Here is a 17,795-nt window from a genome sequence, read left to right on the forward strand (position 1 = left end):
GACCGGGAAAAGAGTACGGACGCCTTCAACGATACGGGGACTGCCGTAGCTGCGGGCACGCAGCAGCCGCGGCCCCCTTTCCAGGGAACCGCGGCCGTAGCTGCGTAACGACTACTTCGCGTCGCGCTTGAGCGCCGCCAGCGCGCGACGCGTGACCTCTTCCACCGGACCCATGGCCTCGATGGTCACGACCAGACCCTGCGACTTGTAGTAGTCGATGATCGGCTCGGTCTGCGTGTGGTAGACCTCCAGCCGAGTGCGCACGGTCTCCTCGGAGTCGTCGTCCCGCTGGTACAGCTCACCGCCGCAGACGTCACACACGCCCTCCTTCTTCGGCGGGCTGTACGTCACATGGAACACGTGTGCGGAGTCCTTGCGGCAGATCCGCCGCCCGGCGATCCGCTTGACGACCTCGTCCTCGGGAGCCTCGAGGTCCAGCACGGCGTCCAGCTCGATGCCCTCGGTCTGCAGCAGCTCGTCCAGCGCCTCGGCCTGCGAGACGTTGCGCGGGAAACCGTCCAGCAGGAAGCCGTTCTCGGCGTCCGGCTGTTCCATGCGGTCCTTCGCCATGGCGATGGTGACCTCGTCCGGCACCAGGTTGCCGGCGTCCATGTAGGACTTCGCCAGTTTGCCGAGATCCGTCTGCCGACTGATGTTGGCGCGGAACAGGTCGCCCGTGGAGATGTGCGGGATCGACAGCTTCTCGGCAAGGCGGGTGGCTTGCGTACCCTTGCCCGCGCCCGGCGGCCCGACGAGGACGATTCGCATCAGCGGAGGAACCCTTCGTAATTGCGCTGCTGAAGCTGGCTCTCGATCTGCTTCACGGTCTCGAGACCGACACCCACGATGATCAGGATGCTGGTCCCGCCGAACGGGAAGTTCTGGTTTGCCCCGAAACCAACCAACGCCATCGTCGGTACGAGAGCGATCAGACCCAGATACAGCGAACCCGGCCAGGTGATCCGGTTGAGTACGTAGCTCAGGTACTCAGCGGTCGGTCGGCCAGCCCGGATGCCCGGGATGAAGCCACCATACTTCTTCATGTTGTCGGCGACTTCCTCGGGGTTGAAGGAGATCGCCACGTAGAAGAACGCGAAGAAAACAATGAGCAAGAAGTACAGAGCGATGTAAATCGGGTCGTCGCCCTGGACGAGATGGGCCTCGATCCAGGTCTTCCAGCTCGAATTACCACTCGAGAACTGAGCGATCAGAGCCGGGATGTAGAGCAGCGACGAGGCGAAGATGACGGGAATCACACCCGCCTGGTTCACCTTGAGCGGAATGTACGTGGACGTACCACCGTAGGACCGGCGGCCGATCATGCGCTTCGCGTACTGGACCGGAATGCGGCGCTGGGCCTGCTCGACGAAGACCACCAGGCCGACCATGAACAGGCCGACGAGGATGACCGTGCCGAACTCGATCCAGCCGTCCGCCAGGGAGCCCTGCTCCTTGATGGCCCACAGGGCGGCCGGGAAGGTCGCGGCGATCGAGATGAACATCAGGATCGACATGCCGTTGCCGATGCCGCGGTCGGTGATCAGCTCACCGAGCCACATGACGACGGCGGTACCGGCGGTCATCACGATGACCATGGTGATGGTGACGAAGATCGACTGGTCCGGGACGATCTCGCTCGCCACCGGGCAGCCGCTGAAGAGGGCACCGCTGCGGGCGGTGGCCACCAGGCCGGTGCCCTGCAGGATGGCGAGCGCCACGGTCAGGTAACGGGTGTACTGCGTGATCTTCGCCGTACCGGCCTGACCCTCCTTCTTGAGGGCCTCGAGGCGGGGGATCACCACTGTCAGCAGCTGCAGGATGATGCTCGCGGTGATGTACGGCATGATGCCGAGCGCGAAGATCGTGATCTGCAGCAGCGCGCCGCCGCTGAACATGTTGACCAGACCGAACAGACCCTGGTTGCCCTTGGCCACGTCGATACATTGCTGGACGTTCTGGTAGTCGACACCCGGGATCGGGATATGCGTACCGACCCGGTACACCACGATGATGCCGAGCGTGAAGAGCAGCTTCTTGCGCAGGTCGGGCGTCTTGAACGCCCGGGCGAACGCGGTGAGCACGGTGCCTCCTGCGACCCCCGCGCAACTGCGTCAAGGGTGATGGTCGTGAGAATCCGATAAGACAACGACATACGTAACGGTCAACTGCCGCTCAGAGTGCCCCAGGTGCGGCACGCTGTGAAAGTTGGCAGTGCAGGCCACCTTACCCGCGGGACTGCCACCCTTGGAACGACCGACCGGGGATACCCCATTTGTGGGGTATCCCCGGTCGGGATCGCTCAAGTCATCGAGACGCCTGCTGGGTTCAGACGAGCTCGGTGACGGTGCCGCCGGCGGCGGTGATCTTCTCCTTGGCGGAGCCGGAGACGGCGTCGACCGTCACCTGCAGCGCCACGGAGATCTCGCCCTGGCCGAGGACCTTGACGAGGCTGTTCTTGCGAACGGCACCCTTGGCCACGAGGCCCTCGACAGTGACCTCGCCACCCTCGGGGTACAGCGCGGCCAGCTTGTCGAGGTTCACGACCTGGTACTCGGTCTTGAACGGGTTCTTGAAGCCCTTCAGCTTCGGGAGGCGCATGTGCAGCGGCATCTGGCCGCCCTCGAAGCGCTCCGGAACCTGGTAGCGGGCCTTCGTGCCCTTGGTACCACGACCGGCCGTCTTACCCTTCGACGCCTCACCACGACCGACACGGGTCTTGGCGGTCTTGGCGCCCGGGGCGGGACGGAGGTTGTGGATCTTGAGCGGGTTGTTCTCCGCCATGATCAGTCGACCTCCTCGACCGTCACGAGGTGGCGGACGGTGTGCACCATGCCGCGGAACTCGGGGCGGTCCTCCTTGACGACCACGGTGTTGATCCCCTTGAGACCAAGCGACCGCAGGGTGTCACGGTGGTTCTGCTTGCTGCCGATGTAGGACTTGACCTGCGTGATCTTGAGCTGCGCCATGATTACGCACCCGCCCCGGCACGCGCACGCAGCAGGGCCGCGGGAGCGACGTCCTCGAGCGGCAGACCACGGCGGGCCGCGATCTCCTCGGGACGCTGCAGGCCCTTCAGGGCCTCCACGGTCGCGTGCACGATGTTGATCGCGTTGTCGGAGCCGAGCGACTTCGACAGCACGTCGTGGATACCGGCGCACTCGAGCACGGCACGCACCGGACCACCGGCGATAACACCGGTACCCGGGGACGCGGGCTTGAGCAGCACGACGCCGGCAGCCTTCTCACCCTGGATGGGGTGCGGGATGGTGCCCTGGATCCGGGGGACCTTGAAGAAGTGCTTCTTGGCCTCCTCAACGCCCTTGGCGATGGCGGCCGGCACCTCCTTGGCCTTGCCGTATCCGACACCCACGGTGCCGTCACCGTCGCCCACCACGACCAGCGCGGTGAAGCTGAAGCGACGACCACCCTTCACAACCTTGGCGACGCGGTTGATCGCGACAACGCGCTCAACGTACGCGGTCTTCTCGGCGGCAGCTGCGCCGCCGTCACGGCCCTTCCGGTCCCGCCGCTCGCCGCCACCGGCACCGCCACCGCGGCGCTGGGGTCCAGCCATTGGAATTACCTCTCTCTGTTTCCGCTAGCTACGGAACCGGCTCAGAACTTCAGGCCGGCTTCGCGGGCGGCGTCCGCCAGAGCGGCGATGCGCCCGGCGTACTGGTTGCCACCACGGTCGAACACGACAGCCTCGACGCCGGCGGCCTTGGCACGCTCGGCGACCAGGGCGCCGACCTGCTTGGCCTGCGCGGACTTGTCACCCTCGGCACCGCGGACCGAGGTGTCCAGGGTGGACGCCGACGCCAGGGTGTGCCCCTGGATGTCGTCGATCACCTGGGCCACGATGTGGCGGTTCGAGCGGGTCACCACGAGACGGGGACGCTCCGCCGTACCGTTGATCCGCTTGCGGATCCGGATGTGACGGCGCTTGATCGCGGCGCGCTTGTAGGCGTCGCCCTTGAGGATCTTCTGTCCGTATGCCATGGCTTACTTACCCGCCTTTCCGACCTTGCGGCGGATGACTTCGCCCTCGTACTTGACGCCCTTGGCCTTGTACGGGTCGGGCTTGCGCAGCTTGCGGATGTTGGCCGCAACCTCGCCGACCTTCTGCTTGTCGATGCCCTCGACCGAGAAACGGGTCGGGTTCTCCACCTTGAAGGTGATGCCCTCGGGGGCCTCGACCAGGATCGGGTGGCTGTAGCCGAGCGCGAACTCCAGGTTCGAGCCCTTGGCGGTCACTCGGTAACCGACACCGCTGATCTCGAGCTTCTTCACGTAACCCTGGGTCACGCCGGTGATCATGTTCGCCACCAGCGTGCGGGACAGGCCGTGCAGGGCCTTGTTCTGACGCTCGTCGTTGGGGCGGGTGACGTTCAGGACGCCGTCCTCACCCTTGACGATCTCGATCGGCGCGGCGACGGTGTGGCTCAGCGAACCCTTGGGGCCCTTGACCGAGACCGTGCGGCCATCGATGGTGACGTCCACGCCGGCGGGAACCGCGATGGGGAGCTTGCCGATGCGCGACATAGCTGTTTCCTCCGTTCCCTTCCGTTACCAGACGTAGGCGAGAACTTCTCCGCCTACGCCCTTCTTGCCGGCCTGCTTGTCGGTGAGGAGCCCGTGGGACGTGGAGATGATCGCCACGCCGAGGCCGCCGAGCACCTTCGGCAGGTTGGTGGACTTCGCGTACACCCGGAGACCGGGCTTGGAGATCCGCTTGATGCCCGCGATGGAGCGCTCACGGTTCGGGCCGAACTTCAGCTCGAGGACGAGGTTCTTGCCGACCTCGGCGTCCTCGACGCGCCAGCCCGTGATGAAGCCCTCCTGCTGGAGGATCTCCGCGATGTGCGACTTGATCTTCGAGTGCGGCATCGCCACGGTGTCGTGGTACGCCGAGTTCGCGTTCCGCAGACGCGTAAGCATGTCTGCGATCGGATCAGTCATGGTCATGAATTGGCCTTCGGCCTCTCTCGCCGGGGTTTCCTGGTGCGCCATCCCTCTCCCCGATCCGAGACGGGACGGGTGCGGCGCGGTGGACCTACGGCGTAGTAAGTCGTATGGGCGTCAGGCGCCCAACCCTCCAAGCCTAAGCCATGGAGAGGTGGGCACCTGACACTGCCCTTTACTTACCGAGAGCTTCCGGAATCCCTTATGTGGGGGATTACCAGGAGCTCTTGGTCACGCCCGGCAGCTCGCCACGGTGAGCCATCTCACGAAGGCACACGCGGCAGAGGCCGAACTTGCGGTACACGGAGTGCGGACGGCCGCAGCGCTGGCAGCGGGTGTACGCGCGCACACCGAACTTGGGCTTGCGAGCAGCCTTAGCGATCAGAGCCTTCTTCGCCATCTCGCTCACGCCTCCTTGAAGGGGAAGCCGAGGTGACGAAGGAGCGCACGGCCCTCAGCGTCGTTGGTCGCCGTGGTCACCACGGTGATGTCCATACCCCGGGTGCGGTCGATCTTGTCCTGGTCGATCTCGTGGAACATGACCTGCTCCGTGAGACCGAAGGTGTAGTTGCCACGGCCGTCGAACTGCTTGGGGGACAGACCACGGAAGTCGCGGATGCGCGGCAGCGCGAGCGACAGGGTGCGGTCCAGGAACTCCCACATGCGGTCGCCACGGAGCGTGACGTGGGCACCGATCGGCTGGCCCTCACGCAGCTTGAACTGCGCGATGGACTTGCGGGCCTTGGTGACGGCCGGCTTCTGACCGGTGATCGTGGTGAGGTCGCGGATGGCGCCCTCGATCAGCTTGGAGTCGCGGGCGGCGTCGCCCACACCCATGTTGACCACGATCTTGACGAGGCCGGGAACCTGCATGACGTTCTCGTAGGAGAACTCCTCACGCAGCTTGCCCGCGATCTCCTCGCGGTACTTCGTCTTCAGACGCGGAGTGGTGGTGGTAGCCATCAGATGTCCTCACCCGTCCGCTTGGCAACGCGGATCTTGTTGCCCTCTTCGTCGAAGCGGTAACCGACGCGGGTCACGACCTTGTTGCCGTCCTTCTCAACGACCAGCTGGACGTTGGAGACGTGGATCGGCGCCTCGGTCGTGACGATGCCACCGGCCTGCGAACCGCGAGCCGTGGGACCGGCCTTGGTGTGCTTCTTGACCCGGTTGACACCCTCGACCAGGACACGCTCGTCGCGCGGGTAAGCGGCAATGACCTTGCCCTGCTTGCCCTTGTCCTTGCCGGTGATGACCTGGACCAGGTCGCCCTTCTTGATCTTCATGCTTACAGCACCTCCGGCGCGAGCGAGATGATCTTCATGAACTTCTTCTCGCGCAGCTCACGGCCGACCGGGCCGAAGATACGGGTGCCGCGAGGGTCGCCGTCGTTCTTCAGAATGACGGCGGCGTTCTCGTCGAAGCGGATGTACGAGCCGTCCTGGCGGCGGCGCTCCTTGACGGTGCGAACGATGACTGCCTTGACGACGTCACCCTTCTTCACGTTGCCACCGGGGATCGCGTCCTTGACGGTGGCGACGATGACGTCACCGATGCCCGCGTAGCGGCGACCGGAGCCACCGAGCACACGGATGCAAAGGATCTCCTTCGCACCAGTGTTGTCGGCGACACGCAGTCGCGACTCCTGCTGGATCACGTCTATCTCCTGTTTGTCTGCTGGTTCCCGGCGAGCTCCGTAAGTGACTTACGGAGCTCGCCGAGCCTGGCGGAACTGACCTGCGGGGTTTGCCCCGCAGGAATTACTTGGCCTTCTCGAGGATCTCGACGACGCGCCAACGCTTCGTCGCGGACAGCGGCCGGGTCTCCATGAGGAGGACGCGGTCGCCGACACCCGCGGCGTTCTGCTCGTCGTGCGCCTTGAGCTTGTTGGTACGGCGGATGACCTTGCCGTACAGCGCGTGCTTGACGCGGTCCTCGACGGCGACGACGACGGTCTTGTCCATCTTGTCGCTGACGACGAGACCCTCACGGGTCTTGCGGAAGCCGCGGGCCTCTGCAGTCTGCTCAGTCACGTTGCTCTCACTCATCAGGCGCTCTCCACCGTCTCGATGCCCAGCTCGCGCTCACGCATCAGGGTGTAGATCCGCGCGATGTCCTTACGGACGGCCTTCAGCCGACCGTGGTTCTCGAGCTGACCGGTCGCCGCCTGGAAGCGGAGGTTGAACAGCTCTTCCTTGGCCTCGCGAAGCTTCGCCAGAAGCTCCTCGTTGCCCAGCTCGCGCAGCTCGGACGCCTTGGTACCGACCGACATCACGCTTCACCTGCCTCGCGCTTGACGATCCGGCACTTCATCGGCAGCTTGTGGGCCGCACGGGTCAGCGCCTCACGGGCGATCTTCTCGTTGGGGTACGACAGCTCGAACATCACGCGTCCGGGCTTTACGTTGGCCACCCACCACTCGGGAGAACCCTTACCGGAACCCATGCGGGTCTCGGCCGGCTTCTTGGTGAGCGGGCGGTCCGGGTAGATGTTGATCCAGACCTTGCCACCACGCTTGATGTGACGCGTCATGGCGATACGAGCGGCCTCGATCTGACGGTTCGTCACGTACGCCGGGGTGAGCGCCTGGATGCCGTACTCGCCGAACGCAACCTGCGTGCCGCCCTTGGCAGCGCCGCTGCGCTTGGGGTGGTGCTGCTTGCGGTGCTTGACCCTACGGGGGATCAGCATGTCGGTCAGGCCTCCGTTCCGGTGCTCTCAGCCGGAGCGGACGCGGGAGCCTCGGCCTTGGGGGCCTCGGCGCCGGCAGCCTGCTGCGGCTTGCGACCGCGCCGCTCGCCACCACGGCCACCACGGGCCGGGCGGTCGGCGCCACCGCGGGCCGGGCGGTTACCCGCACGGGCGGCAGCGTTCTCGGCGCGGACCTCGGCGATGTTCTTGACGTCGCCCTTGTAGATCCAGACCTTCACACCGATGCGGCCGAAGGTCGTCTTGGCCTCGAAGAAGCCGTAGTCCACGTTCGCGCGGAGCGTGTGCAGGGGCACACGGCCCTCGCGGTAGAACTCCGAGCGGGACATCTCGGCGCCGCCGAGACGGCCACCGCACTGGATCTTGATGCCCTTGGCGCCGGCCTTCATCGTGCCCTGCATGCTCTTACGCATGGCGCGACGGAAGGAGACGCGGGAGGACAGCTGCTCGGCAACGGCCTGGGCAACCAGCTGAGCGTCGGTCTCGGGGCTCTTGACCTCGAGGATGTTCAGCTGGACCTGCTTGCCCGTGAGCTTCTCGAGGTCGCCGCGGATGCGGTCGGCCTCGGCGCCACGGCGGCCGATGACGATGCCGGGACGCGCGGTGTGGATGTCCACCCGCACGCGGTCACGGGTGCGCTCGATCTCAACCTTCGAGATGCCGGCGCGCTCCATGCCGGACGTCATCATCCGACGGATGGCGACGTCTTCCTTGACGTAGTCCTTGTACAGCTTGTCGGCGTACCAGCGGGACTTGAAGTCCGTGGTGATGCCGAGCCGGAACCCATGCGGGTTAACCTTCTGGCCCATTACCGGGTTCCTTCCTTGCTGCTGACGACCACAGTGATGTGGCTGGTCCGCTTGCGGATCCGGTAGGCACGGCCCTGGGCGCGCGGACGGAACCGCTTCAGGGTCGGGCCCTCGTCGACGTACGCCTCGGAGATGAAGAGGCTGTCGGCGTCGGTGTGGTCGTAGTTGTGCGCGGCGTTGGCAATGGCGCTGTCGAGCACCTTGCCGACCGGTACGGAGGCTGCCTGCGGAGCGAATCGCAGAACAGCCTGGGCCTCCGTGGCGTCCATGCCACGGATGAGGTCCACCACGCGGCGGGCCTTCATGGGCGTGACGCGGATGTACCGCGCCTGGGCCCTGGCTTCCATGGTTGTCCCTTCAGTTACTTACGTGTCTGAATGCGATCCGCGTTAGCGGCGCTTCGACTTCCGGTCGTCCTTGACGTGGCCCCGGAAGGTGCGCGTCGGCGAGAACTCGCCGAGCTTGTGGCCGACCATCGACTCGGTGACGAACACCGGGATGTGGGTCTTGCCGTTGTGCACCGCGAGCGTGTGGCCGAGCATGTCGGGCACGATCATGGAGCGGCGGGACCAGGTCTTGATGACGTTCTTGGTACCGGCTTCGTTCTGGGCGTCCACCTTCTTCATCAGGTGGTCGTCGACGAAGGGTCCCTTCTTCAAGCTACGAGGCATCTCAACCCGTCCTTAGCGCTTCTTGTTCGTCTTGCGGCGGCGGACGATGTACTTGTTCGACGCCTTCTTGGGCGAACGAGTACGGCCTTCCTTCTTGCCCCACGGGGAAACCGGGTGGCGGCCACCGGAGGTACGGCCCTCACCACCACCGTGCGGGTGGTCGACCGGGTTCATGACCACACCACGCACGGTCGGGCGAACGCCCAGCCAGCGCTTGCGGCCCGCCTTGCCCCAGTTGATGTTCGACTGCTCGGCGTTGCCGACCTCGCCGACGGTGGCGCGGCAGCGCACGTCGACCAGGCGGATCTCTCCGGACGGCATGCGGAGGTGGGCCATCGAGCCCTCCTTCGCGAGCAGCTGCACGGAGGCACCGGCGGAGCGGGCGAACTTGGCACCGCCACCGGGACGGAGCTCGATCGCGTGGATCGTGGTACCGACCGGGATGTTGCGGAGGGCCAGGTTGTTGCCCGGTTTGATGTCGGCCCCGGGACCGTTCTCCACACGGTCGCCCTGCTGCAGGTTGCGCGGGGCGAGGATGTAGCGCTTCTCGCCGTCCGCGTAGTGCAGCAGCGCGATGCGCGCGGTGCGGTTGGGGTCGTATTCGATGTGCGCGACCTTCGCCGGCACGCCGTCCTTGTCGTGACGACGGAAGTCGATCACGCGGAAGGCGCGCTTGTGTCCGCCACCCTGGTGGCGAACGGTCACACGACCGGAATTGTTACGGCCGCCCTTGCTGTGCAGGGGACGGACCAGCGACTTCTCCGGCGTGGACCGCGTGACCTCGACGAAGTCGGCGACGCTGGCGCCACGACGGCCAGGAGTCGTCGGCTTGTACTTGCGGATACCCATTTCTCAGTCCTCGTCCGATATCGAACGATCCGGACCTCCGTCAGGAGGTCGGACCGCCGAAGATGTCGATACGGTCGCCCTCGGCGAGGGTCACGATCGCGCGCTTGGTCGCGGCACGCTGGCCGAAGCCGGTGCGGGTCCGCTTGCGCTTGCCCTGGCGGTTGATCGTGTTGACCCCGGTGACCTTGACCGAGAAGACCGCCTGCACGGCCTCCTTGATCTGGGTCTTGTTGGCACGCGGGTCGACGACGAACGTGTACTTGTTCTCGTCGAGGAGCGCGTAGCTCTTCTCGGAGACAACCGGCTTCAGCAGGACGTCACGGGGGTCCGTGTACGACTTGCTCAGCGGCGTCTCGACGGTGTTCTTGCCCTCGGCGGCGTGGCGACGCGCCTTGGCGACGCGAGCGGCCTTGGCGGCCTTGGCGGCCTTCGAGGCAATGGCGGGGTGACGGGTAGCCATCAGGCCTCGCTCCCTTCGGTGTCATTGGCCTTCGGGCCCGACACGAAGGACTCGAAAGCGGCCTGGGTGAAGACCACGTCGTCCGAGACGAGAACGTCGTACGTGTTCAGCTGGCCCGGCTCCAGGATGTGGACCTGGGGCAGGTTGCGGGCGGACAGCCACGCGGCCTCGTCGGCGCGGTCGACGACCAGGAGCAGGTTCTTGCGCTCCGAGATCTTGCCGAACAGCGTCCTGGCGGACTTCGTCGACGGCGTCTCGCCCTCGACGACGCCGGAGACGACGTGGATGCGGTTGTGGCGGGCCCGGTCGGTGAGGGCGTGGCGCAGGGCCGCGGCCTTCATCTTCTTCGGGGTCCGCTGCGAGTAGTCACGCGGCTGCGGGCCGTGGACGACGCCACCGCCGGCGAACTGCGGCGCGCGGGTCGAGCCCTGACGGGCGCGGCCGGTGCCCTTCTGGCGGTACGGCTTCTTGCCACCACCACGGACTTCGCCACGGGTCTTGGTCTTGTGCGTGCCCTGACGGGCGGCAGCCAGCTGCGCGACGACGACCTGGTGGATCAGCGGGATGCTGACCTTCTCAACGCCGAAGATCTCCGCGGGGAGCTCGACGGAACCGGCCTTGTCGCCCGCCGGCGAAAGGATGTCAACAGTGCTCATCGGTTACCTCAGGCCCCCTTGGCCGCGGTGCGGACCAGGACGAGGCCGCCGTTCGGACCGGGAACCGCGCCCTTGATGAGCAGCAGACCCTTCTCCGCGTCAACGGCGTGGACGGTCAGGTTCTGGGTGGTGACCCGCTCGTTGCCCATGCGGCCCGCCATGCGGAGGCCCTTGAACACACGGCCCGGGGTGGCGCAGCCACCGATGGAACCGGGCGAGCGGTGCTTGCGCTGGGTACCGTGTCCGGCGCCGAGGCCACGGAAGTTGTGGCGCTTCATGACACCGGCGAAGCCCTTGCCCTTGCTCTTGCCGGTCACGTCGACCTTGACGCCGGCCTCGAACACCTCAGCGGTGATCTCCTGGCCGAGCGTGTACTCGGAGGCGTCCGCGGTGCGGATCTCGACGAGGTGACGACGAGGGGTGACGTCGGCCTTGGCGAAGTGGCCCTTGAGGGGCTTGTTCACCTTGCGCGGGTCGATCTCGCCGAAGGCGATCTGGACCGACTCGTAGCCGTCGGTGTCGTTCGTACGGACCTGGGTGACGACGTTCGGGCCGGCCTTGACGACGGTGACCGGAACAACACGGTTGTTCTCGTCCCACACCTGCGTCATGCCGAGCTTCTCGCCCAGGATGCCCTTGATCTGCTTAGCCATCTCTCAGATCACCGGCCTCAGAGCTTGATCTCGATGTCGACGCCGGCCGGGAGGTCGAGTCGCATCAGAGAGTCAACGGTCTTGGGGGTCGGGTCGAGGATGTCGATCAGGCGCTTGTGCGTGCGCATCTCGAAGTGCTCGCGCGAGTCCTTGTACTTGTGCGGCGACTTGATGACGCAGTACACGTTCTTCTCAGTGGGCAGCGGCACCGGGCCCGCGACCGACGCACCAGTGCGGGTCACCGTCTCGACGATCTTCTTCGCCGAGGAGTCGATGACCTCGTGGTCGTAGGCCTTGAGCCGGATGCGGATCTTCTGTCCCGCCATGGCTACTCAGTAGTCCTGTCTCTCGTAACGCTCTGGAACCCGGCGTTCCCTTGCTTTCCTCCGACCCACGCGGTCGGGCGTGTCGCGCTCCCGCTGACACAGATGTCCCGTACGGAACATCCCTTGCTGGGGAACGCGGCCCTTGCGAACCGCAAGCCGGGGACGAAAGGCCCACCGGGCGCCTGGCCGGTGCCGCGCCCACGCTTCCCGGAAGATTCCCGTACGTCCGCCCCACACGGGGACGACGAGTACTGTGGGACTCGCTTCCGGTCCTCCCGGCGGGAGGCGCGCAGCATCAACACTCGACCGAGCAACTCGGACAGTCTGCCATATGAGGCAGGACGGGCGCCAATCGAGCCGGAGAGAATACCCCGGGGGTGACGCAGGTCAAACGCGAGGGCGCCGACCGCGTCGGTGCGGGCCACAGAACGGACCTGCCGACGCAGCATTCCCTGAGGGCGGGAGATTCGCGCGACCGTTCAGGCCCCTGCTCCCGCCTCCTTTTCACCGCGAGACGGAGCGGTGCTGTCCTTGTCGCCGTGGGGGGAGGGTTCCGTGGCAATGACGTGCTGCACTTGCCAGCGGGCTTCCTCCCAGCGGGCACGGCGTGCGACGAGCCGTTCGTCGGCGCCGTCGGGGATCCGCTTCGCGTACCAGCGGCCGACCTCCGCCTGGAGCTCGCGGGCGACGTCCAGGCAAGGAAGCGGGGTACCCGGCCCGCGCCCTGCCGCCTTGTCCACCAGGCGCTCGGTGCCCACTCGTGCGGCCTCCAAGGTCGGCCCCGCCCCTCTGGCGAGAACGTACCTGTTGACGTCCCACCGCGCGGCGGCCTCCCAGAGCCGCTCGCGCGCCTGAAACAGCCCCGGGTGCGCCTCATCGAGATCGATCGACTCATGGGCCGCCGCGATGTACTCCAGGCAGGCGGCCAGGACGGACTCCGCGATCTCGTCCCGCTCGATGTCGAGTACGTGCTGCACGAAGTCCAGCGCCAGATGCGCCGCCCGCGTCTGGTCGACCTGATCGAGCAGGTCGACCAGCAGCCTGGGGAAAACGATCACTCTCAGCTCCTGTCCCACTCGCCACGACCGCGACTCAGGATCTCCAGCAGCTTGTCCGTGTCACCTGTGGCGATCTCGAAGCGGTTCGCCGGGATACGGACGGCCTCCGCGGCACGGGCGGCGTTCGTGAACTGGTTCCCCTTGGTGACCTTGTCGGCGTTCATCTTATGGTCGACGACCCATCCGACACGGTTCTTCTTGTTCGTCATGTCCACAATCACGAAGTCCCCCTCTGCCTGCTTGCCGTGGGTCCGGTAGACACGCAGGTTCGGGCGCTTCTCCAGCAGTTTCTCCACGAACTCCCGCTCCGGCGGGCTCATCTCGTACGGCGTGCCCTTCTTCACCTGCTGCCCCGGTCTCACCCGGATCGGCGGGTACAGCGAGAGTCCGTAGGGGTCGAGCCACGTCAGGGGGTTGTGGACGTACGTGTCCGGGTTGGGCGCCGCGGTCAGGCCCAGGGGATCCGGGCTGAGGTACCGGCCCGTCTCGGGGTCGTAGTGGCGGTGCGGGTTGTAGTGGTGCCCCGTCTCGACGTCGTGGTACTGGCCAGGGAAGCGCAAGGGTGTGTAGGCCGTCGCGTCCGGGTTCCACGTGGTCGAGCCCCACAGGGTCGAGGTGCGGCGCCAGGCTACGGAGCCGTGCTCGTCGAGCAGTTCCGTGGGTGACCCGATGGAGTCGGTGACGATGGCATAGAAGCGGCTGTCCACCTTCTCCTGCGTCAGGGCGGCGGCGCTCGCGTAGCGCTCCGACTGAGCCACCGGTTCCATCCCGCTCTCGTCGAACTCCCAGGTCATCGTCTGCGTGACGGGCACCTGCGCCACGGTCGTGGACTGCTCGACCAGGATCCCCTCGTGCCAGGTGAACCGGGTCTCCTCCAGGACGGTCAGCCCGTCGTCGGCGAGGCGCTGCTTCGCCGTGCGGCGCCCGAGCGGGTCGTAGTGGTAGCGCCACACAGTCCCCTCAGGGGTGGTGACATCGGACAGCCGGTCCTGGGCGTCCCAGGTGTAGCGCCATACGTCGGGCTTCCGGGACAGGCGGGTACGGCGCCGTACGGTGAGGCGCCCGCCCGCGTCGTGCTCGTGCCGCACCCGCCCGGCCGATACCAGACGGGTTCCCGCGTACTCGCGTCGTCCCGTGGCGTCGGCGCCGGGGTGGGTCGAGGGCCACTGCACCTCCGCCTGATTCCCCTCGCGGTCGTAGGCGTAGGTCTCGGTCCAGTCGAACGCGCGTACCTGGGTGACCCTGCCGACGGGATCGAGCGTGTAGCGCTGCTGCCCGGCTCCGGTCAGCGCGCCGTCAGACCGCCACATGTACTCCTGCGACGACAGCACCGAGCCGTTCGGCCCGCTCACCCGGCTGCTCCGCAGCCGGCCGGCGGAGTCCCACACCTGCGCCAGGTGGAGGGTGTCCCCCCAGGTCCGGCTCGTCTCCCGGCCAGCCGCGTCGTGCGCCGAGGCGACGGTACGCCCACCCGAGGTCAGCGCGGTCCTCCTGCCCGCCGCGTCGAAGGCATAAGTGGTGTCGACGCCGGAGGGGGTGAGGCGCCGGATCAGTTGGCCCGCCGGGTCGTAGGCGAGGCGGAGCGTGTGTCCGTTGACCGTCTCCTCCGTCAGCTGACCTGCGGCGTCGTACGAACGGGACAGGTGCCCGCCCGGCCAGACGGCACCCACCAGCCGGCCTGCGGCGTTGTAGGTGAAGTCCGTGACCTCACCGCCGGCCTCGGTCCGCACCAGCCGTCCCATCACGTCCCGGGTGTGCCGAATGACCTCGCCGACCGCGCTCGTCCGGGCGGTGAGCCGTCCGGCCGGGTCGTACGCGTAGCGGATGACCCGGTCCTCGAAGTCCGACTCCGCGACCAGGTTGCCGGCCGCGTCGTAGGTGTAGTCCCAGGTACGGCTGGCCGGGCCGATCACCCGCGTCAGCCGGAGCGAGGCGTCGTACTCGAAGCGGTACTCCGTCCCGCCGGGGTCGGTGCGCGTGCAGGGCAGGTCGAAATGCGTGTACGCCCAGCCGGTCTCGGCGCCCACCGCGTCCGTGTGGCCAGTGCAGTTGCCTTCCGGGTCGTACGTCCACGACTCGGTGGCCCCGTCGGGATGGGTGAGGCCGAGCAGCTCGCCCTCCGTGTTCCACCGCCACCGGGTCACCGTGCCCAGGGGGCCGGTCTCCGACACCCTCCGGCCGAAGGCGTCGCGCTCCAGCAGCGTACGGCCGCCGAGCGGATCGACGGCCTCCGTGATGAGGCCCGCGGCGTTGCTCACGAGGCGGGTAACCGCTCCGAGAGCATCCGTGAACTGGGTGAGGCGACCTTGCTCGTCGTAGCGGAAGCGGCTCGTCGCTCCCGTGGGATCGGTGAGGGTGAGGCCGTTGCCGCGCGCGTCGTAAGTACGGCGCCACCGTCCGCCGTTCGGCATCATTGTCTCGACGGGCAGGCCCAGCTCGCCGTACGCGACAGTCGTCCGGGTCCCGTCCGGATACCGGATTTCGAGCGGTCGGCCGAGTTCGTCGTTCACGTACTCGGTGGTATGGCCGAGTTCGTCGGTGTGGGAGACGACGTGGTGGTGGTCGTCGTAGGCGGTGCGCGTGATGCCGCCGAGAGGGTCGATCTCGGCGATGACCTGACTGCCCGGGTTGACGACGAAGCGACTGGCCGCGCCTTCGGCCGTGGCGAGCGTGGTGACGCGGCAGTCAGACCACCGGGGATCGGTACCGTCGTAGTCGAGGGTGACGGTGATGTGGCCGGCCTCTCCGCCCTCGGCGATGCAGCGGTCCCGGTCGTCGTAGGTGTACGCGTAGCGGCTGTTGTTCCTGTCCGTCCAGGACGTGATGCGCAGGCGGTGGTCGTAGGTGAAGCGCAGCGGCAGGCCCGAGGAGTTGATCGTCTCGGTGAGGTTCCCGTCGGTGTAGCCGTAGCGCTGGATGACGACGTCCGAGCCGCCGTCGGCGGCGCCGGCCAGGCTGAGGGCCGTGACCCGGCCGCCCTCGGTGGCGAGGGTGAGGTGGTAGCCGCCGGAGTGGCGGATGGCCAGCGGCGTGCCGTGCTCGTCGTGGTCGAAGGTGATCGTGTGCTGGTTGCGGTCACTGATGGCGGTGATCAGGGCGATACCGTCGCTGGTGGGACGGGCGAAGTCACGGGTGTGTCCGGTCGACGGATCCTCTATCCGGTAGCCGCCCTCGTCCGAGCGGATCAACGGCCATCGGGGCCCTGCTGCGGGCAGGACCGGGACCTGCGGATTAAGCGGGTGAGGATAGGCGAGCAGCAGGCCGTCCTCCGTGACGAACACGATGCCCTCCGCGTCGACCTCCAGGCGCTGGTCGATAGTCGAGGCCCAGGTGGGTCCGAACCACCAGCCGCAGCGGTAGTCCGAGGCGACGCGGCGGGTGAACGCCAGCGGCAACAGCCCGGGCAGTTCCACGTCCGTCTGCGGCAGGTACATGGCGCCGGTGGCCATGTCGACGGGGTCGCTGCCCTTGGAGCGCACCACGTTCTTGAGCCGGTTGTAGGCTCCCTTGGCTCCCCCGAGCATGTTACGGCCGTTCTTGGCCAGTCCGCGAACGGCGAGGGCCATGCCCTTGAGCCCGCCCTGCCCAAGGGCCTTGAGGCCTCTGGCCAGGCCACCCAGGGTGGTCAGCCCCTTGAAGCCGGGTATGCAGCCCAGCGCCGCCAGCCCCACATCCCACAGGGACGCCTGGCCCTTCGAGTACTTATAGAGCGTGTCGGCGAGCACCACGAGCGCGGCGACCAGCACGATCGCGCCCAGGATCGGCCCGCCGATGATCATCACGACGATGCCGAGAACCGCGACGACGACCTTGCAGACCGCGACGATCGTGTCCCAGTTGTCGGAGACCCAGTCCCCGACCTCTTCCCACCACGACCGGTTCTGGATGCCGGCGTCGGACGCCTCGTCGATCTTCTGCTTGGCCTCGCGGGCGGCGTCGTCGCGCATCTTGCGCGCGTCCTCGGCCATCTTCTTCGCCGCGGCCAGCGCGTCCTGCGCGGCGGAGACATCCGACTGGGCGCTGGTCTGCGCCGACTTGGCGTACTGAACGTCACGGGTGGCAGCGCGGACCTTGGCCTCGTCCGGCTTGTCGCCGTCGGACTTGCTGCCGGTGGGGTCGTCCTTGTACTTGTCGGCCTCCTTGTTGGCCCGGCTGACCCAGGAGTCCGCCGAGGCCAGCCGGGACTGCGCCGAGGACAGGTCCTGCCGTGCCTCGCGCGCCTTGGCCAGCGCCCGGTCCGCCAACGCCTGCGCACGCTCCAGCTTCGGCCAGTACGCCGCCAGGGCGTCGCCGCACAGCTCGTACGACTTCTTCAGCTTCTTGAGGTTCTTCGGAACGCCGGAGAACTGCTCCTTGAACACGGCCGCGGACTTGCCCGCCCACGACAGCACCGTGTCCTCGTCCGCCATGCCCTTGACCAGCTTCAGTGCGTCGGAGACGTCGTCGGCGAAGTCATGCAGTTGCTTTGCCAGCGACCGCACCCGCACCGGGTCACCCGGGGTCGGGTCCTTGTCCAGGTCCAGCGGATCCCAGTCCCGCGGCCGATACCCCGACATGCCGCAACCCCCGTCACGTGCGCATCATCAACAACATCCGTATGCACACGTGAACTTACAAGGTACGTCAGTTCGACGAAAGCAGG

General features: G+C 66.9%; 25 protein-coding genes. All 25 read right to left on the reverse strand.

Annotated features, from left to right (window positions below; all coding sequences use genetic code 11):
- Positions 1-111 precede the first annotated feature (111 nt).
- The 25 genes from ACKTSN_RS18980 to ACKTSN_RS19100 all read right to left on the reverse strand — a co-directional run bounded on the left by ACKTSN_RS18980 (position 112) and on the right by ACKTSN_RS19100 (position 17,709).
- Positions 112-768, reverse strand: a complete 657-nt coding sequence (locus tag ACKTSN_RS18980; RefSeq protein ID WP_409470213.1) for an adenylate kinase — start codon at positions 766-768, stop codon at positions 112-114.
- Positions 768-2,081 (reverse strand): preprotein translocase subunit SecY, encoded by a 1,314-nt coding sequence (gene secY, locus ACKTSN_RS18985; RefSeq protein WP_409470214.1) that lies wholly within the window; start codon positions 2,079-2,081, stop codon positions 768-770. Before secY ends, ACKTSN_RS18980 begins: the two co-directional genes overlap by 1 nt.
- Positions 2,082-2,325: 244 nt before the next feature.
- Complete coding sequence (gene rplO / locus ACKTSN_RS18990) at positions 2,326-2,781, reverse strand: 50S ribosomal protein L15 (protein ID WP_067018996.1); 456 nt, start codon at positions 2,779-2,781, stop codon at positions 2,326-2,328.
- 2 nt (positions 2,782-2,783) lie between these two features.
- A complete protein-coding gene (gene rpmD, locus ACKTSN_RS18995; RefSeq protein WP_003998814.1) occupies positions 2,784-2,966 on the reverse strand; it encodes a 50S ribosomal protein L30 in 183 nt (60 codons plus the stop codon).
- 2 nt (positions 2,967-2,968) lie between these two features.
- Positions 2,969-3,574, reverse strand: a complete 606-nt coding sequence (gene rpsE / locus ACKTSN_RS19000) for a 30S ribosomal protein S5 (RefSeq protein WP_009190144.1) — start codon at positions 3,572-3,574, stop codon at positions 2,969-2,971.
- A 41-nt stretch (positions 3,575-3,615) separates the two neighbouring features.
- Positions 3,616-3,999 carry a 50S ribosomal protein L18 gene (rplR, locus tag ACKTSN_RS19005; protein WP_409470215.1) on the reverse strand — a complete coding sequence of 128 codons (384 nt, stop codon included), beginning with the start codon at positions 3,997-3,999 and terminating at the stop codon, positions 3,616-3,618.
- Positions 4,000-4,002: 3 nt separating this feature from the next.
- Entirely contained in the window at positions 4,003-4,542 is a 540-nt protein-coding gene (gene rplF, locus ACKTSN_RS19010; protein WP_409470216.1) for a 50S ribosomal protein L6, read from the reverse strand.
- Between the two features lie 24 nt (positions 4,543-4,566).
- On the reverse strand, positions 4,567-4,965 hold the full coding sequence (gene rpsH / locus ACKTSN_RS19015) for a 30S ribosomal protein S8 (RefSeq protein WP_129799270.1): 399 nt from the start codon (positions 4,963-4,965) through the stop codon (positions 4,567-4,569).
- 211 nt (positions 4,966-5,176) lie between these two features.
- Positions 5,177-5,362 carry a type Z 30S ribosomal protein S14 gene (locus ACKTSN_RS19020; RefSeq protein ID WP_003956452.1) on the reverse strand — a complete coding sequence of 62 codons (186 nt, stop codon included), beginning with the start codon at positions 5,360-5,362 and terminating at the stop codon, positions 5,177-5,179.
- Positions 5,363-5,367: 5 nt separating this feature from the next.
- A complete protein-coding gene (gene rplE, locus ACKTSN_RS19025) occupies positions 5,368-5,925 on the reverse strand; it encodes a 50S ribosomal protein L5 (RefSeq protein WP_077796752.1) in 558 nt (185 codons plus the stop codon).
- Positions 5,925-6,248 carry a 50S ribosomal protein L24 gene (rplX, locus tag ACKTSN_RS19030; protein WP_269661072.1) on the reverse strand — a complete coding sequence of 108 codons (324 nt, stop codon included), beginning with the start codon at positions 6,246-6,248 and terminating at the stop codon, positions 5,925-5,927. The genes rplE and rplX overlap by 1 nt, the downstream gene beginning before the upstream one ends.
- 2 nt (positions 6,249-6,250) lie before the next feature.
- Complete coding sequence (rplN, locus tag ACKTSN_RS19035) at positions 6,251-6,619, reverse strand: 50S ribosomal protein L14 (RefSeq protein WP_003956455.1); 369 nt, start codon at positions 6,617-6,619, stop codon at positions 6,251-6,253.
- A 103-nt stretch (positions 6,620-6,722) separates the two neighbouring features.
- Positions 6,723-7,010, reverse strand: a complete 288-nt coding sequence (gene rpsQ, locus ACKTSN_RS19040; RefSeq protein WP_003992363.1) for a 30S ribosomal protein S17 — start codon at positions 7,008-7,010, stop codon at positions 6,723-6,725.
- The gene (gene rpmC / locus ACKTSN_RS19045; RefSeq protein WP_355741593.1) at positions 7,010-7,234 is read right to left on the reverse strand and encodes a 50S ribosomal protein L29; all 225 of its coding nucleotides are present in this window, start codon (positions 7,232-7,234) and stop codon (positions 7,010-7,012) included. Before rpmC ends, rpsQ begins: the two co-directional genes overlap by 1 nt.
- Positions 7,234-7,653, reverse strand: coding sequence for a 50S ribosomal protein L16 (gene rplP, locus ACKTSN_RS19050; RefSeq protein WP_210922737.1), 420 nt, complete (start codon positions 7,651-7,653; stop codon positions 7,234-7,236). The genes rpmC and rplP overlap by 1 nt, the downstream gene beginning before the upstream one ends.
- Positions 7,654-7,658: 5 nt before the next feature.
- On the reverse strand, positions 7,659-8,480 hold the full coding sequence (gene rpsC, locus ACKTSN_RS19055) for a 30S ribosomal protein S3 (RefSeq protein ID WP_409470217.1): 822 nt from the start codon (positions 8,478-8,480) through the stop codon (positions 7,659-7,661).
- On the reverse strand, positions 8,480-8,827 hold the full coding sequence (gene rplV / locus ACKTSN_RS19060) for a 50S ribosomal protein L22 (RefSeq protein WP_003974262.1): 348 nt from the start codon (positions 8,825-8,827) through the stop codon (positions 8,480-8,482). The genes rpsC and rplV overlap by 1 nt, the downstream gene beginning before the upstream one ends.
- 42 nt (positions 8,828-8,869) lie before the next feature.
- Positions 8,870-9,151: a 30S ribosomal protein S19 gene (gene rpsS / locus ACKTSN_RS19065; protein ID WP_129799274.1), complete on the reverse strand. Its 282-nt coding sequence runs from the start codon at positions 9,149-9,151 to the stop codon at positions 8,870-8,872.
- A 12-nt stretch (positions 9,152-9,163) separates the two neighbouring features.
- Positions 9,164-10,000, reverse strand: a complete 837-nt coding sequence (rplB, locus tag ACKTSN_RS19070) for a 50S ribosomal protein L2 (protein WP_141309625.1) — start codon at positions 9,998-10,000, stop codon at positions 9,164-9,166.
- Between the two features lie 40 nt (positions 10,001-10,040).
- Positions 10,041-10,460 (reverse strand): 50S ribosomal protein L23, encoded by a 420-nt coding sequence (gene rplW, locus ACKTSN_RS19075; RefSeq protein WP_409470218.1) that lies wholly within the window; start codon positions 10,458-10,460, stop codon positions 10,041-10,043.
- A complete protein-coding gene (gene rplD / locus ACKTSN_RS19080; RefSeq protein ID WP_409470219.1) occupies positions 10,460-11,116 on the reverse strand; it encodes a 50S ribosomal protein L4 in 657 nt (218 codons plus the stop codon). The genes rplW and rplD overlap by 1 nt, the downstream gene beginning before the upstream one ends.
- An 8-nt stretch (positions 11,117-11,124) precedes the next feature.
- Positions 11,125-11,769, reverse strand: coding sequence for a 50S ribosomal protein L3 (rplC, locus tag ACKTSN_RS19085; RefSeq protein WP_129799277.1), 645 nt, complete (start codon positions 11,767-11,769; stop codon positions 11,125-11,127).
- Between the two features lie 17 nt (positions 11,770-11,786).
- The gene (rpsJ, locus tag ACKTSN_RS19090; protein ID WP_003948644.1) at positions 11,787-12,095 is read right to left on the reverse strand and encodes a 30S ribosomal protein S10; all 309 of its coding nucleotides are present in this window, start codon (positions 12,093-12,095) and stop codon (positions 11,787-11,789) included.
- Between the two features lie 479 nt (positions 12,096-12,574).
- Positions 12,575-13,153 (reverse strand): hypothetical protein, encoded by a 579-nt coding sequence (locus ACKTSN_RS19095; protein ID WP_409470220.1) that lies wholly within the window; start codon positions 13,151-13,153, stop codon positions 12,575-12,577.
- A gap of 2 nt (positions 13,154-13,155) precedes the next feature.
- A complete protein-coding gene (locus ACKTSN_RS19100) occupies positions 13,156-17,709 on the reverse strand; it encodes a DUF6531 domain-containing protein (RefSeq protein WP_409470221.1) in 4,554 nt (1,517 codons plus the stop codon).
- Between the last annotated feature and the right edge of the window lie 86 nt (positions 17,710-17,795).

The organism is Streptomyces flavusporus, assembly GCF_046267975.1.
Taxonomy (GTDB): domain Bacteria; phylum Actinomycetota; class Actinomycetes; order Streptomycetales; family Streptomycetaceae; genus Streptomyces; species Streptomyces flavusporus.

What these genes read in the sequence shown, in the direction of transcription:
- rpmC (WP_355741593.1), bottom strand. Translation starts at nt 7,234, where the DNA reads ATGTCGGTCGGTACCAAGGCGTCCGAGCTGCGCGAGCTGGGCAACGAG.
- rpsJ (WP_003948644.1), bottom strand. Translation starts at nt 12,095, where the DNA reads ATGGCGGGACAGAAGATCCGCATCCGGCTCAAGGCCTACGACCACGAG.
- rpsC (WP_409470217.1), bottom strand. Translation starts at nt 8,480, where the DNA reads ATGGGCCAGAAGGTTAACCCGCATGGGTTCCGGCTCGGCATCACCACG.
- rplW (WP_409470218.1), bottom strand. Translation starts at nt 10,460, where the DNA reads ATGGCTACCCGTCACCCCGCCATTGCCTCGAAGGCCGCCAAGGCCGCC.
- rpmD (WP_003998814.1), bottom strand. Translation starts at nt 2,966, where the DNA reads ATGGCGCAGCTCAAGATCACGCAGGTCAAGTCCTACATCGGCAGCAAG.
- ACKTSN_RS18980 (WP_409470213.1), bottom strand. Translation starts at nt 768, where the DNA reads ATGCGAATCGTCCTCGTCGGGCCGCCGGGCGCGGGCAAGGGTACGCAA.
- rpsH (WP_129799270.1), bottom strand. Translation starts at nt 4,965, where the DNA reads ATGACCATGACTGATCCGATCGCAGACATGCTTACGCGTCTGCGGAAC.
- rplE (WP_077796752.1), bottom strand. Translation starts at nt 5,925, where the DNA reads ATGGCTACCACCACCACTCCGCGTCTGAAGACGAAGTACCGCGAGGAG.
- rplP (WP_210922737.1), bottom strand. Translation starts at nt 7,653, where the DNA reads ATGCTGATCCCCCGTAGGGTCAAGCACCGCAAGCAGCACCACCCCAAG.
- ACKTSN_RS19020 (WP_003956452.1), bottom strand. Translation starts at nt 5,362, where the DNA reads ATGGCGAAGAAGGCTCTGATCGCTAAGGCTGCTCGCAAGCCCAAGTTC.
- rplX (WP_269661072.1), bottom strand. Translation starts at nt 6,248, where the DNA reads ATGAAGATCAAGAAGGGCGACCTGGTCCAGGTCATCACCGGCAAGGAC.
- ACKTSN_RS19100 (WP_409470221.1), bottom strand. Translation starts at nt 17,709, where the DNA reads ATGTCGGGGTATCGGCCGCGGGACTGGGATCCGCTGGACCTGGACAAG.
- rplC (WP_129799277.1), bottom strand. Translation starts at nt 11,769, where the DNA reads ATGGCTAAGCAGATCAAGGGCATCCTGGGCGAGAAGCTCGGCATGACG.
- rpsE (WP_009190144.1), bottom strand. Translation starts at nt 3,574, where the DNA reads ATGGCTGGACCCCAGCGCCGCGGTGGCGGTGCCGGTGGCGGCGAGCGG.
- rplR (WP_409470215.1), bottom strand. Translation starts at nt 3,999, where the DNA reads ATGGCATACGGACAGAAGATCCTCAAGGGCGACGCCTACAAGCGCGCC.
- rplV (WP_003974262.1), bottom strand. Translation starts at nt 8,827, where the DNA reads ATGGAAGCCAGGGCCCAGGCGCGGTACATCCGCGTCACGCCCATGAAG.
- rplO (WP_067018996.1), bottom strand. Translation starts at nt 2,781, where the DNA reads ATGGCGGAGAACAACCCGCTCAAGATCCACAACCTCCGTCCCGCCCCG.
- rplB (WP_141309625.1), bottom strand. Translation starts at nt 10,000, where the DNA reads ATGGGTATCCGCAAGTACAAGCCGACGACTCCTGGCCGTCGTGGCGCC.
- rpsS (WP_129799274.1), bottom strand. Translation starts at nt 9,151, where the DNA reads ATGCCTCGTAGCTTGAAGAAGGGACCCTTCGTCGACGACCACCTGATG.
- rplF (WP_409470216.1), bottom strand. Translation starts at nt 4,542, where the DNA reads ATGTCGCGCATCGGCAAGCTCCCCATCGCGGTTCCCGCCGGCGTGGAC.
- rplD (WP_409470219.1), bottom strand. Translation starts at nt 11,116, where the DNA reads ATGAGCACTGTTGACATCCTTTCGCCGGCGGGCGACAAGGCCGGTTCC.
- rpsQ (WP_003992363.1), bottom strand. Translation starts at nt 7,010, where the DNA reads ATGAGTGAGAGCAACGTGACTGAGCAGACTGCAGAGGCCCGCGGCTTC.